The 14858-nt window shown below is 40.1% G+C and carries 11 protein-coding genes; 7 read left to right on the top strand and 4 right to left on the bottom strand.

The window, feature by feature from the left end; translation table 11 throughout:
* Positions 1-52: 52 nt before the first annotated feature.
* From ACO1XM_RS02295 to ACO1XM_RS02270, 6 genes are all read left to right on the top strand, one after another.
* Positions 53-1231, top strand: a complete 1179-nt coding sequence (locus tag ACO1XM_RS02295) for an acetyl-CoA C-acyltransferase (protein WP_486225490.1) — start codon at positions 53-55, stop codon at positions 1229-1231.
* Positions 1232-1313: 82 nt separating this feature from the next.
* Complete coding sequence (locus tag ACO1XM_RS02290) at positions 1314-2633, top strand: toxin-antitoxin system YwqK family antitoxin (RefSeq protein WP_486225489.1); 1320 nt, start codon at positions 1314-1316, stop codon at positions 2631-2633.
* A 5-nt stretch (positions 2634-2638) separates the two neighbouring features.
* Positions 2639-3601, top strand: a complete 963-nt coding sequence (locus ACO1XM_RS02285) for a phosphoribosylaminoimidazolesuccinocarboxamide synthase (RefSeq protein WP_486225488.1) — start codon at positions 2639-2641, stop codon at positions 3599-3601.
* A 3-nt stretch (positions 3602-3604) separates the two neighbouring features.
* Positions 3605-3979 carry an STAS domain-containing protein gene (locus tag ACO1XM_RS02280; protein ID WP_486225487.1) on the top strand — a complete coding sequence of 125 codons (375 nt, stop codon included), beginning with the start codon at positions 3605-3607 and terminating at the stop codon, positions 3977-3979.
* Positions 3980-4042: 63 nt separating this feature from the next.
* Positions 4043-4960: a ribonuclease Z gene (locus tag ACO1XM_RS02275; protein ID WP_486225486.1), complete on the top strand. Its 918-nt coding sequence runs from the start codon at positions 4043-4045 to the stop codon at positions 4958-4960.
* A gap of 1 nt (position 4961) precedes the next feature.
* On the top strand, positions 4962-5753 hold the full coding sequence (locus ACO1XM_RS02270) for a queuosine precursor transporter (RefSeq protein WP_486225485.1): 792 nt from the start codon (positions 4962-4964) through the stop codon (positions 5751-5753).
* Here ACO1XM_RS02270 and ACO1XM_RS02265 read toward each other — a convergent pair.
* Positions 5750-6481 (bottom strand): TrmH family RNA methyltransferase, encoded by a 732-nt coding sequence (locus ACO1XM_RS02265; protein WP_486225484.1) that lies wholly within the window; start codon positions 6479-6481, stop codon positions 5750-5752. The genes ACO1XM_RS02270 and ACO1XM_RS02265 overlap by 4 nt on opposite strands.
* A gap of 6 nt (positions 6482-6487) precedes the next feature.
* Between ACO1XM_RS02265 and tamL the strand changes: the two genes are divergently transcribed.
* Positions 6488-8926 carry a translocation and assembly module lipoprotein TamL gene (gene tamL, locus ACO1XM_RS02260; RefSeq protein WP_486225483.1) on the top strand — a complete coding sequence of 813 codons (2439 nt, stop codon included), beginning with the start codon at positions 6488-6490 and terminating at the stop codon, positions 8924-8926.
* On the opposite strand, the gene ACO1XM_RS02255 is transcribed toward tamL, so the two are convergent.
* From ACO1XM_RS02255 to ACO1XM_RS02245, 3 genes are all read right to left on the bottom strand, one after another.
* Positions 8923-10755 (bottom strand): polysaccharide biosynthesis protein, encoded by a 1833-nt coding sequence (locus ACO1XM_RS02255; protein WP_486225482.1) that lies wholly within the window; start codon positions 10753-10755, stop codon positions 8923-8925. The genes tamL and ACO1XM_RS02255 overlap by 4 nt on opposite strands.
* Before the next feature lie 77 nt (positions 10756-10832).
* Positions 10833-11030, bottom strand: coding sequence for a hypothetical protein (locus ACO1XM_RS02250; protein WP_486225481.1), 198 nt, complete (start codon positions 11028-11030; stop codon positions 10833-10835).
* A 9-nt stretch (positions 11031-11039) separates the two neighbouring features.
* Positions 11040-14837 carry an Ig-like domain-containing protein gene (locus tag ACO1XM_RS02245; RefSeq protein ID WP_486225480.1) on the bottom strand — a complete coding sequence of 1266 codons (3798 nt, stop codon included), beginning with the start codon at positions 14835-14837 and terminating at the stop codon, positions 11040-11042.
* Positions 14838-14858: the final 21 nt, after the last annotated feature.

The raw sequence follows: 14858 nt of genomic DNA, 5'->3' as shown, positions 1-14858 counted from the left end.
CCTGAATTTCCTATTTTTGCCCTACTAAATCGTTTACGGAAATCATTTAACCATGCAAGAAGTATATATCGTTTCAGCTGTCCGCACACCCATTGGCAGCTTTTTGGGTAGTTTATCATCCCTTACTGCAGTCCAACTAGGTGGTATTGCCTTTAAAGGTGCCCTTGAAAAAGCAGGCATTGATAAGAAATTGGTGCAAGAAGTTTTTGTTGGTAATGTTATATCGGCTGGCTTAGGCCAGGCACCAGCCACACAAGTTGCTGTTGCTGCCGGATTAGGCTTTGATATCCCCTGCACCTTAGTGAATAAGGTTTGTGCCTCTGGTATGAAGGCTGTTATGCTTGGCGCACAATCGATTATGCTGGGTCATAATGATGTCGTTTTAGCGGGAGGTATGGAGAGCATGAGTAATATTCCCTTTTATCTTCTAAAAGCCCGCACAGGGTATAAATATGGCAATGGTGAATTAGTGGATGGTCTCCAATTTGATGGCTTGACAGATGTTTACAACCACTGTGCTATGGGTGTTTGCGCTGATAATACTGCTAAAGAGATGAACATCTCCCGACAGGATCAGGATAACTACGCGATCAACTCATACAAAAGATCAGCTGCCAGCTGGGCTGCCGGAAAGTTTAAAGATGAAATTGTTAGTGTTGAGATTGTTGATCGCAAGGGTAACAAGACCATTTTTGCAGAAGACGAAGAATATAAGAATGTTAACTTTGATAAAATGGCTGGATTAAAACCTGCCTTTACTAAAGAAGGTACCGTTACTGCCGCTAATGCTTCTACCTTAAATGATGGCGCCTCTGCCCTCTTGTTGGTGAGTAAAGAAAAGGCTCAGGAGCTTGGCCTGAAGCCACTTGCTAAAATAAGAGGCTTTGCCGATGCAGCACAGGATCCGATGTGGTTTACTACTGCCCCATCCCTGGCAATCCCGAAGGCCCTTAAACTGGCTGGTGTGGATAAAAAAGATGTTGGTTACTACGAGATTAACGAAGCCTTTTCAGCAGTTGCTATAGCTAATAACATTAAACTTGGCTTAGATCCTGCCAATGTGAATATCAATGGCGGTGCTGTAGCTTTAGGTCACCCGCTTGGAGCCTCAGGCGCCCGTATTACAGCCTCTCTCATTCAGGTATTGAAACAAAACAACGCTTCAATAGGTGTGGCTGGTATTTGTAATGGCGGTGGCGGTGCTTCTGCCATCGTTATAGAGAACCTCTAATCGAATTTTTTGGCAATATTTTGGATAGCCTTGCGTTAATCGCGAGGCTATCTTTATTTTAGCTGTGCTTAAACCATGTCATATGACTAAAAGGTTTTTCTTCCCCCTCATTCTCTGCCTGTTAACCTATAGTAGTTTTGCACAACGGGAGGTTAAGACTTATTATGATGGCAGTAGAAAACAAGTACAAGAAAACTATTTTGTATCCGTAGCCGACAATGAATCCATTGTTGGTAAGTACAAAAAATTCTATCCGGATGGTAAACTGGCTCTTGAAGGAGAATTTATTGAGGGTAGGAAGTCCGGAACCTTTATAGAGTATTATCCCAATGGCAAGCCTGCCCGCATTCTCACGTACGAGAATGGTTTGAGAGAAGGACCCGTGGAGATTTTTGATGTCAACGGACTTCAGGTGCAACGGGCATACTATCAAAACGACAGGCTCATTGATAGTGTAAGGACCTACCACAACAACGGTGCACTCAAAAGCGAAACACTTTTCAAGAAGGGTAAACCCGATGGACTTGTACTTGAGTATTATCCTGATAAGACAATAAGCAAAGAGATTCTATATAAAAACGGAAAACCAAACGGACTTACCAGAACTTTTTACCCTGATGGCAAACCGGAAACGGCTTTCAACTGTAAAGATGGTATTGTTGTAGATTTCTATAAAACCTATTACCCCAACGGGCAAATGGAGTTTCAATACACTATGGAAGCCGGAGCTAAAAATGGTGAGTACAAGAGTTTTGATCGCGAAGGACACCTAACCACCATGGGCTACTTTATGGCTGGTCAGTTACATGGCGATAATTTTGGTTACCATGCCAATGGAAAATTGCAACATAAATTCAAATACTATGAAGGCAAGCGTATTGGTAATGGTTTTGTATATCATGACAATGAACAAATTAAAACCAAAGAAGTTGTGGCGCTTAATGGTCGCAATATCACTGTTGAAGAGTATGCAAAAGACGGCAAGCCGCTTTGGGTAAAAGAATATATCAATGAAACGCCACATGGTAAATGGATTTTCTATTTTGAAGATGGCAAAACCTTGAAGGAAAAACAGCTATATGAAAATGGCAAACTACACGGTGACCATGTAACGTATCACCCTAACGGCAAAGTAGCCAGCGAAGACACCTATAAATTCGGATTACTGGCCGGCCCTTTTAAAATGTTTTATGAAAACGGGAAACTCCAAAGTACAGGAGAGTATAAGTCAAATCGTTTGCATGGAGTGTTTACAGCTTACCATACCAATGGCAAAATCAAAGAACAAGGCGAATACATTGCTGCCCGAAAACATAAAGTGTGGAAAGAGTTTGATGAGCAGGGAAATTTGATCAGAACCTTTAATTTTAAGGCCGGAATCCTGGTAGAAACCCAGGAGTAAAATTCATGAAGGCCATACGAGAAACAACATTCAATTTTCCAGGACAAACCGGTTTTTACCGAGGCAAAGTACGCGATGTATACTTTTTCGGAGAATACATGGCCATGGTTGCCAGCGACCGTATTTCAGCTTTTGATGTTATTTTACCCAAAGCAATACCTGACAAAGGGAGGGTTTTAAATCAAATTGCGGCCTATAACCTGCAGGCTACCAAAGACATAGTTCCAAATTGGGTTATCAGTAGTCCTGACCCAAATGTTACCATAGGATTCACCTGCGAGGCTTTTGCCGTAGAAATGGTGGTGAGAGGCTACCTGGCCGGGCATGCATGGCGCGAATATAAAGCCGGTAGACGCACCTTGTGTGGTGTAGTACTTCCGGAAGGTTTGCGCGAAAACGACAAGCTTCCCCACCCTATCATTACACCTACAACCAAGGCAGCTGTTGGCCATGACGAGGATATTTCCAGAGAGGCCATACTGGAACGCGGCATTGTAAGCCAAGCTGATTATGAGGCATTAGAAGACTATACTCTGAAGCTTTACCAACGCGGTACTGAGTTGGCAGCAAAACGGGGACTCATCTTGGTAGACACTAAATACGAATTTGGCAAGCATAAAGGTAAAATCTACCTGATTGACGAGGTTCATACACCGGACTCATCCCGGTATTTTTACAAAGAAGGTTACGAAGAAAGACAAAAGAGAGGCGAGCCTCAGAAACAGCTATCGAAAGAGTTTGTGCGCCAGTGGCTTATAGAAAATGGTTTTCAGGGAAAAGATGGACAGCAAGTACCCGAAATGACGGAGACCATTGTTAATTCCATTTCGAGCCGCTACAAAGAACTTTACCAGCATGTTACCGGAGAATCACTTGGGCCCGTTGATTACGACCAAGTAATGGAAAGGATAGAAAAGAGCATTCTCAATTCAATAAAATCGCTTAACTTACAGCCTAGTGTTAATTAAGTCATGAAGTATACAATCGACAAACAAGAAAAATACGCCTCACTTCGCTTGCATGAAGAAAAATTGGACTCGAGTGTAGCTCCCCAATTAAAATCTGAGTTGATAACGCTTCATGCAGAAGGCATCCACAATGTAATTCTGGATCTTAAGGAGGTAAAATATACTGATTCATCGGGACTGAGTGCGCTACTCGTGGGTAACCGTATTATGCAGGAAGATGGCGGTATTTTCATATTGTCCGCACTTTCTGAGCACACCATGAAATTGATTAAAATATCGCAGTTAGATACTGTCTTGAATATTTTACCAACCGTTGAAGAAGCTGTTGACGCAGTATACATGCACGAAATAGAGAAAGATCTAAAACAAGGGAGTTAAAATCCCTCCATTATTTTAAAGCCCTGCTTGTCGGGGCTTTTTTGTTATATATAAACTCACAATTTGTCATTTTCCATTACTATACTAGGCTCCAGCGGAGCGCTCCCTGCCTACGGACGTTTTCCATCCTCTCAATTTATTGAAATACAAAACCGCTATTTTCTGGTGGATTGTGGCGAGGGAACTCAAATACAGCTTAGACGATACGAACTGAATGTGCATCGCATTAACCATATTTTTATCAGCCATTTGCATGGCGATCATTATTTGGGCCTGATGGGTTTACTCTTCACACTTCACTTACAAAAAAGAACTACAGATCTCCATTTGTATAGCCATCCAGGGCTAGATGAAATCATTACAGTACAACTTCGCCATTCAAAATCTGTACTTAATTATGCCATTATTTTTCACACCCTAACAAAAGATAAACACGAGATTATTTTTGAAGATGATCATTTGCAGGTTGAGAGTATACCTTTAACACACAAACTTACTTGTTCAGGTTTTTTATTTAGAGAAAAACCAAAAGCAAGACGCATTGATAAAAACCGTTTGCCAGATGGTTTGTTAATACAACAACTGGCTGCCTTAAAAATGGGACATGATGTAGTTGATGAAAATGGAAACGTGTTGTATCGAAATGAAGAACTTACTTCCTCTGCCAGGCATAGTCGTAGTTATGCCTACTGCTCAGACACAGCCTATGAGCCTAAACTAATTCCACTTTTAGAAGGTGTAGATCTTCTCTACCATGAAGCGACATTTATTGAAGAAGATAAACTGAAGGCCAAAGAAACCAAGCACAGTACGGCATTGGATGCTGCAAAAATTGCCAAACAGGCTGGCGTGAAAAAATTGGCACTTGGGCATTTCTCGGCACGCTATAAAGAGCTTTCTGTTGTGGAAGAAGAAGCTAAAACAGTTTTTAATAACACCATACTGGCCACCGAAGGCCAAACTTTCTCCTTAGAAGAATAATATGAAGAAGACAGCGACACAAAAGCGAAATCTCCTTTTCATTGTATTATGCGGGATATTTCTGACCAATGCCCTTGTGGCTGAAATGATTGGTGTTAAAATTTTTTCTGGAGAAGCAACACTCGGACTACAACCTGCGCACATTAACATTCTTGGTTACACACTGGATTTTAATCTTACTGCTGGTGTTGTATTATGGCCCTTTGTTTTTATTACCACCGATATTATCAACGAATATTTTGGTAAGGAGGGTGTTAAACGCATATCCTATCTCACGGCCATTCTGATAAGCTATGCTTTCATTGTCATCTACGTCACCACTATCCTCCCCCCTGCTGATTTCTGGATGGATATTAACAATAAGGATACGAATGGGAATGCTTTCAACATTAACTATGCTTTTCAAACTATTTTCAGGCAAGGGCTTGGCATTATTATAGGATCCCTTACTGCCTTTTTAATTGGTCAGTTGCTTGATGTTTTTGTTTTTCACAAACTCAGAAAAATTACTGGTAGCAAGCTGATCTGGTTAAGGGCTACTGGCTCAACATTAGTCTCTCAGCTGATTGATAGTTTTGTAGTGCTGTTCATAGCTTTTTTTGTATTCGGTAACTGGAAAATTGAACAAGTAGCATCTGTTGGACTCATCAATTATTTATACAAGTTTTTCATAGCCATTGCCCTTACTCCACTCATCTATTTGGCGCATTATTTAATAGATCAATATCTGGGTAAAGAAGATGCCGACAAACTTGCAGAAGAGGCAGCCGCCAAAAGTGAGGGTTTATTCTAGCGTTTAATATTGTCTAGCAGAATGGCTGTGGCGATGGCTGCATTCAAAGACTCTGCCTGTCCAAGCCTTGGTATGGTGATCGGATGTGTAACCTTATGACTAAGTTCTTTTGAAATGCCGTTTGACTCATTGCCAATCAGCAATAATCCAGCCTTAGGAAAGGTGGTATGGTGTACATCTTGTCCATTTAAAAAGGCACCATACACCGGGAGCGTATTCTGAGCAAGTACCTCGTTCAAATCTGTATAATATACAAACACACGTGTAAAAGAACCCTTAGTGGCGTTTATCACTTTCGTATTATAGAAATCAACCGTTTCTTCCGAAGCGAATATGTGATTGATACCGTACCAGTCTGCTGTTCTGATAATCGTACCCAAATTCCCCGGATCGCGGATATCGTCTAAAACAAGGGTAAAGTTATCTTGCGCAATCGGGAAATTGCCTGGTTGCTTCATATACACCACTGCCAAAGCAGAGTCGTTAGTCTGAAAATCCCCTAATGTGCTTAAAACATCAGGCTTAACTACATACAATTCCGTGTCATCCTTAATAGTCTGCAAGTTTTGAACGAAAGTTTCGGTCCCCAGTACCATACGCACTTCAAAATCTGATGCCAGTGCCTCCAAAACACTCTTGCTTCCTTCAACAATAAAGCATTGCTCCTGTTTGCGATATTTCTTTTCTTGCAGGGATTTAATGAATTTAATTGTCGATTTTGTAAGCATATTCACTTGAGAAATAAGGTTATCAAATATATCCCATTTTTTTTAACGAGCCTTTTTCTGAGTGGCTGTCTGGGAATCAAGCACCTGAAAGATGGTGAGAAGCTGCTCTACAGGCAGGCTATTGTAGCGCCTAAGAGTATTAATAGCGATGACCTTGACAACCTCTATGTACAAACACCCAACCGTAAGTTTTTAAATCTGCCCATAGCACCCCTGGTTGGTATTTACTATCTCGGTGAAAGGCGATATGACACCGCCAAACTAAACAGGAAAAAGAAGGCTGTTGAACTTAAGTTCGACAATAAGATTAAGGCGACCAATAAGGCTCGTAAAATCACCAACCTGCAGTTTCGCAAACAGAAAAAAACGGAGAAGTTTAACAACCGCCTCGAAAATGGCAATACCATTATGCAGTGGGGCGAACCTGTTGCGGTATTTGACAGTGTAAAAGTTGAAGAAAGTAAATCCAGGTTTAACGCTTATCTTTTCAGTCAGGGTTATTTTACTAACACAGTAAGCTCCAGATCCATTACCATTCAAAGAGTGGTAAACGTTACCTACAGGATAAATCCTGGGGAGCCTTATAAGATTGATTCAATACATTATAAAATCAGTGATTCGACTGTAAACGCATTATTGGCTAAAAACAGTAATCAAAGTTATCTCAAAAAAGGCGAGCGTTATATCGATGACAACTTCTCTAAAGAAAGAGAGCGCATCGATTTACTTTTAAAAGACAACGGTTTTTTTGATTTCAGCAGACAGTACATAGAGTTTGAAATTGATACCAGCTATCTGAAGAACAGACGCGTAAGTGTAATTCTGATTATCCGGGATCCCGTAGACAGAGAAAAACATAAACAGTTTATTATTGACTCGGTTAACTTCAACATCAATGCGCCTAATCCGCTAAAAAGAGAAAGACAGTACAACAAGTATAGAAACATAAACTTCTCCTACTGGCAAAAAGAATACAGTCTTAAAATTTTAAGTCAGCGTGTATTTGTAAACCAGAATAAACTTTATAGTGGAACCAACACACTTAACACACAGCGGCAACTGGCTAATCTTGATGCATTTAAGTTTGCCAACATAAACTATGACACTTCGGGTGGGTTATTTGTCGCTAATATTTTTACAAGTCCCTTAGATCGATATGAGTGGTCAAACGAGGTTGGCGTGAATGTTACTCAGGGTTATCCGGGGCCTTTCTATAACCTTAATTTCAAAAAACGAAATATTTTCAGAGGTCTTGAAAACTTTGATTTAAATGGGCGAGTCGGTATCGAAGGAGTAGCATCAGCAACTAACCCCCTAAAGGCATATGCAAGCAAAGAGGCTAGTGTAAACGCTTCACTCACATTTCCACAGTTTATCTGGCCATTTAGTGAGAAATCGCAGAACAAGATTGCCAGGTATAACCCAAAGACCAGGGTTACTACTGGTTTTGCGTATACCGATAGGCCCGAATACAGAAGAACTGCTTCTAACTTATCAGCCACTTATAATTGGCAAAACAAACAGAATAGTTATTACTCCTTATCCCTTGCTAACTTAAGTATTATCAACTCCAAAATACTGCTGCCCGAGTTTCAGGATTTTCTTGATCTCCAAGATTCATTAGGCAATCGAAGCTTATCAAATTCATTCAAGCCTTCATTTGTTAGCAGTATGCTTTTCAGCTTTACGTGGAATCCTGACAACTATGGCAATGCTGAGAAAAGCTCTACTTTTCTTCGTACCTCTATTGAGACCGGTGGCAATATTTTTTATCTGGTAGATCCACAACCATTGATAGATCAAGAGCTGGCTTATTTTAAATATTTTAAATTAAATATTGATATACGCAGAATCACCATTTTAAGTAAACACATGGTATTGGCAAAACGTTTTAACGCAGGTACTTCTTACTCGTTTAATGATGACAAGAGCTTGCCCTACGAAAAATTCTTTTTTGCCGGAGGTAGTAATAGTGTGCGTGCCTGGAGACCCCGAAGATTAGGACCAGGATCATTCAAACCCTCTCTATCAGAAGATCCGAATAAGGATGGACTTTTCAACTATCAGATCGAACAACCTGCGGAGATTTTGCTAGAGGGTAGCATAGAATTACGCCAGAAACTTTTTGGTTTTATCAGTGGTGCAGTGTTTATTGATGCAGGCAATGTATGGACAAGGGTTGAACGCAAAACTCCGGATGAGGTACAGGGAACATCTAAGTTCGCGTTTGACAGATTCTACAAAGAGATTGGGGTAGGCACCGGCTTTGGTGTGCGTTTCGACTTTTCTTTTCTAATACTGAGATTAGATGCCGGTATTAAAGTATATGACCCTGCACGAGATAAGGCCAATAGATTTGTGCTTGATAATATGAAGTTCTTTGGTCCGTTCGGTACCAGTAAAGAACCAGTTATTTACAATATTGGTATCGGCTACCCTTTCTAATTCCTATCCAGGATTTCGAATTTAGAATAATTGCTTTTATACTCAGGCACCAGATCCTTCATAAGGGTTACCATTTTAAGTTCGTTCGCATCGGTAATCAAATCACCCAGTAATTCAATCATGCTATTGACATGCGTAAACTCATACTCACGAACTTTTGCCTTTAGAATCTTTTGATGATGCGTTGGCAGTGTATCTTCATTGTTGCTCAGTAATTCCTCATAAAGCTTTTCACCATCACGAAGTCCCGTAAATACAATATCAATATCCTTTCCTACTTCAAGTCCTGACAAAAGAACCATCTTCTTAGCAAGATCATAAATCTTTACAGACTTACCCATATCAAAAATAAATATCTCACCACCATGACCGATTGTTCCTGCCTCCAGTACAAGGCGACAAGCTTCAGGTATCGTCATGAAAAATCTCGTTACTTCAGGATGGGTAACTGTAATTGGACCGCCTGCGTCAATCTGTTTTTTGAAAATAGGTATCACAGAACCATTCGAACCCAACACATTTCCAAAGCGTGTAGTTACGAACATCGTGTGGCTTCCACCACGCACCTGTAAATGGTTATTTAAGGACTGCACATAGATTTCAGCGATACGTTTAGAGCAGCCCATAATGCTAGTAGGATTTACAGCCTTATCTGTGGAAATCATTACAAACTTCGTCACGCCAAACTCAACACTTAAGTCAGCCAGTAGCTTTGTGCCTAAGATATTGCAGCTTACGGCTTCTGCCGGATTGCTTTCCATTACCGGGACATGTTTATAAGCAGCAGCATGAAAAACCCATTCAAGTTTGTAGTCTCTGAATAAGGCACGCATACGCTCTTGATTGGTAATATCCATCAGGTGGAAACTTATGCGACATGGACTTTTAATGTTCATTAGTTCACGCTCCAATTCATATAACGGAGATTCTGCCTGATCAACCAATACCAATTGTTTGGGTTGATAGTGAATGAGCTGTCTTGCTAACTCACTACCGATAGAGCCAGAAGCGCCTGTTACGCAAATAACACGCCCCTTAATCGCTGCCAGCAAATTAGTGTTATCCAGTTGAATGGAATCACGCCCTAAGAGATCCTCAATATTTACTTCTTTAATCTGTCCAGCTCTGAACTCACCTTTTACCCACTTATCAAAAGAGGGTACCATGCGCACTTTTACCTTTTTTGAAATACAAAGCTCTACAATCTCATCTTTTCTTTCATTGCTGAGGTGCTTCACGGCAATGATCACTTCTGAAATGGCCAGCTGATCAATTCTCGATGATAAGTCTGAAGATTTATAAATAGGTATACCTGAAATAGCTTTACCTGCTTTATTATCATCATCTTCAAAAAAAGCAATTACTTTAGACTTACCTCTCGCCTCTGCATCCAATGCTTGCTTGGCCAACATACCAATCTGTCCAGCTCCAAAAATCACAACATTATTTTTCTTAGTAAGATCATTTCTTACATAAGAAAAAACACTTTTCACTAACAGTCTGTAGTAGACTAAAAACAAGAAGGAAACAAAAAAGAAAATAAGGATAACAGAATAAGGAATCAGGTTTAATCCAACATTATAGAAGTAAGCAAGATTTATGGTGATCGATAAAACGACAGTTAACAATGAGGTGTAGAAAATACGAATGGCATCATCTATACCTGTATACCTGACAATCCCGGAATAACTTTTAGTAATAAGAGAAGCAAATAAAGCCGAGATGGTTAATAGAATCACACCAGATCCAATCTTATGGACAAGCATTTCACTTTTTTGAAAATTGAAACGCAGTGCATATGCCAGGGTAGTTGATGTTACTACTACCATGAGGTCAATGAGCACTATAACCCATCTTGGAAGGACGGTTAGTTTTTTAACAAGAAGGAAAAAATCAAGCAAGACTTTTAGTTGTCTTTAGACGAACGTTTATGCCTGTTATACATTTTACGGGCACCCAACAGTGCACCAGCACCCAATACCCATTCAATACCGGTTATGGGCACACCCGGCTTCACACCACCTCCCGGATTACTACCAGGCTGTGCGTCCGCAAAGTAGCTACCTGCTAAAAGGAACAATAGAATTGAGAGCGTTTTATTCATTGCCACAGATTAGTTTTTAATGATGCGATAGACCAAAGTACGCTTTGCAGTTCTTACATTCAAATAGTACAGCCCTTTGGATTGTTCAGTCATATTAATTAACAAAGAGCCCTTGCTAATCTCTGAAGGATTGTAAGCAGATATTACAGATCCTCTTGCATCCACAAGATTTAGGCTGTTTACTGTAGCAGCTACCTCCGCTGGAATTTCAATTGTTAACCAGTCGTTTACAGGATTTGGGTAAGCTGAAATAATCTGATTGTTATTCAATTCCAATCCAGTAATCGCCACTGTTATTTCATCCGATAATACAGTGCAGGTATTTAAAGTAACGGATACCGTATATATACCGGTCTCAGTTACTTCGTAGGATGCACTCGTTGCACCAGGAATGACTTCGCCATTTTTATACCATTGATTACCAGTACTAGCACTGCTTGAAAGCAAAGTACCATTAAGACTTATTTGGGGGGTATTTATTTCAGTTACGCTTATATCTACCAGCATACGAGTTAAGCTTTCACAACCGTTTTTATTTAATACACTTACATAATAACTCCTTGATTCTGTAACATTATCAAGCGTTAAAGAATTGCCAACCGTTTGAACATAACTTGCATCATTTAGTTGAGAGTCATACCAACGGTAGGCTACAGCCTCTGATGAGCCCATTGCTGTGATGGTAGCATTTCCTGTGTTACAAATAGTGGCCCCAATAACCGATAGCACTTGTGGAACATTAACTACTTCGTAGCTAATAATGTTGTCAAAGCTTGTTGTCTGGCAACCATCCAGAGTATTAGCTTTCAGATTTAAACTATTCAAACCAGTACTTAAAATTGATTTTAAAACAATTGTACTTAACTCACCACCATTACCTTGCATAACATCACTCACTGGTAATTCACCTTTAAATAATTGATAGGTCACACCTAATTGTGAATTTAGGATACCAACATTTAGCAGGTTGCTTTCACATGTACTTTCAATGGACAATGACGAAGAAGCTACAGCCTGAATAGATGGAGATGTGAATCTTAACTCAAAACGACCATCTGCCGTGCTCGCAGGATCAGCCGTTGTCTGAAAAGTTATTAACTCGTTATTCTCAATAATATTTTCAGTAGATAAAAAGTTATCTATTAAGGTTGTAGTATAGCCAAGTTTAAGTTTATCCAACTCTGTAAAAGAAAGGGAATGTTCTCCCACAGTAAGATTGCTCATTTTTAATTTTACAGTACCGGCATCACAAGTAACTAACGGAATACCATTGATTGCATAATGATCAGAAGGGGTAACATTATAGCTACTGAGGTTTAGATTGGAATCATTTAAGCGCTTTTTTGCGTCAAACTCGAACTCAGTGCCAGTCGATGCATTGGCGTTAAAATGAATAATCATATCATCCTTCTTGCCCTGACTTAGCAATGCGATCCTCAAAAAGTTTTCTCCTTCCTCGCCTTCTCTTAAGAAAGTAGCACTACTTGTCTTAGCAGTTTCTGTTAATCCAATATTGGCAGCACCTGTGGATTCAATCCAAAATGATTGCCCCAAGGCAATCTCGCCTCGCCAGTTTGTATTAAAATCACAGTTTGTACAGAAATTGTTTCCTTTCAAATAGGTCGAAAATCCACCAGCACCCTCTGCAAAAGTCATATAAACCGTATTGGTAGTACCAGTGGTAGTGACATTGTCCCAATCAATCGGGGACGGATAGGGATTGGGAATTAAGTTCCATCCATCACCTACTGAAGAAACAGGAATAGATATGCTACTTTTTACAGGATTTCCTGCTATTGATATTGTAAAGTCACCTGTTAAGTAAGTATAGGCGGTATAACCTACCGTTGAGCTCAAAGCAGTTGCTCCTGTCGAGGCGCCTGTGCCTACCGCTACATACTGCTGACTAGGGCCGTCAAATCTAAAAATTGAAGGAGCTGTTGATACTTCAACACCGTTAACTCCATTAGGACTCGGATTTGAAAAATTACCCGTTACCGGAAAATCATCCTGCCACATACTTACTGTTGCATTAGTAATCGGAACAGAGAAGTAGCGATACCGATCAGGACCTTCTACAAATCTCTGCACTGTAATATTTCCTGTAAAGTTTGTGGGGGTGGTTAAAGTTGCAATTCTACCCCCAGTTGATAAATCTGAAGAAATGAGTCTTAAGATTCCTGAACCAGTTCCATCAGCATCAAATCTTCCTGAACCACTTAAACTAAGTGTTCCTGATAAATTTATTGTACCGTTGTTATTAACTCCTACCGCATTTGATGATGTTATGTTTTCAATGGCTAATGTTCCAGTAATAGTCTGCAAGGAAGTACCATTCATTATGATCGTTCCTGCATTCACAGTACCACTATTTGATAGATTACCAGAAACATTGACGTTGCCACTACTGCTTAGATTACCAGAGGCAGCAATGGTCAAATGGTGAAAACTTACAGGATTTACACCGTTAATCGTTGTCGCTCCATTGATGGTCAGCGTGCTTGATGTTGGCGTAAAAGTTCCATTGTTGGTAATGTTACCTGAGTTCAACGTAACCGTTTGGGAACCCAGGTCTAAAGTTCCTGTTGTAATGGTGATGCCGTTGGCTACAATAATGTTTTTATTAAGTGTTAATGTTCCTGATGATTTATTCAATTGTAGTCCGCCAGAGAAAGTAACACTTCCATTACCTTGAATGGATTGGGCTACCGCACCATTAAATACTACCGGATCAGCTGGACTCCAATCGCCCTCTGCAATGAGATTTGCGCCTATGTTAATAGATGTTGCTGCATTGGAGTTAAACGTAACGGATGATGAGTTTATGGTAAGACCTCCTGCTATATTAAGCGTTCCACTTGATAAGGTTTTGGTTACATTCGATGAAGCGTCTAAAAATAAGTTTCCATAAGTTCTAGCAGGAATATTTTGATTTGCATCTGCCTCAAAGTAAATAGTTGAGGCGGCATTTGTTGTACCTCCAGTTGGATTTGTACTTTGATACCACCAGCCCTGAGTTTGGTCAGCTCCGCTAAATGTGGTTCTGAATAAGCCTGTAGCTGTTAAATTAAAATTTGTACAATTAAAAAAGTTGCTTGTGATCAGTGTTCCGGAAATGCTAGCAGCGTTCACTCTACTTGTAGGCAGAGAAGAAGATTTAATTGGTACAGTTGTGTCAAAAATAACACCGGAGCCTAGCACAAATGCATTTACAACCTGAATTCCTGAAATATTAAACCCAGTGGTTAGCGTCCTTCCTGATCCTGTAATCTGAAGCTGATTTGTTACCCTAATTTCTGAAGTCAAATCTGCATCAAGCGTAGCATCATTAACTAGATTTATTGTCAGGTTTGTAATTGGTGCGATATCATTCCAATAACCTAGGATTTCGTTATTAAAGAGGAAAAAAAGAAATGTGTTGCTCAAATCGGCAGCAGTTAAGGTAATTCTCGAGGCGCCAGTTAAAATTGCAGCAGATGGAGGTGTGGGCGTGTCATTAGCATCATCCCAGGCAACTAAAGCTCCGCGCACGGTTACAGTTCCTGCTCCAGTCCAATTAAGACTACCCGCAACAGAAGCACTTACAGCTAAATTTCTAACAGTAACAGATGTTCCTGTGATATTAATTGCCTGTCCATTAGTGAATACATCATCATTTAGAGTAGGAGCTGCCGCTGGTATTGTACCTGCTTTATCATTTGTCCAAGTAACGCTAGTCCAGTCACCTGAAGTTTGAGCGTATCTCTCGTTTTGCGAAAATCCTGAGATTGACATCAAAAGAAACCCAACTATCACAATAAGCCTCATATTCGGTAGATTAATCCAATG

The sequence above is a fragment of the Chryseotalea sp. genome, from assembly GCF_057350905.1.
This window is presented reverse-complemented; position numbering and strand designations above follow the sequence as displayed.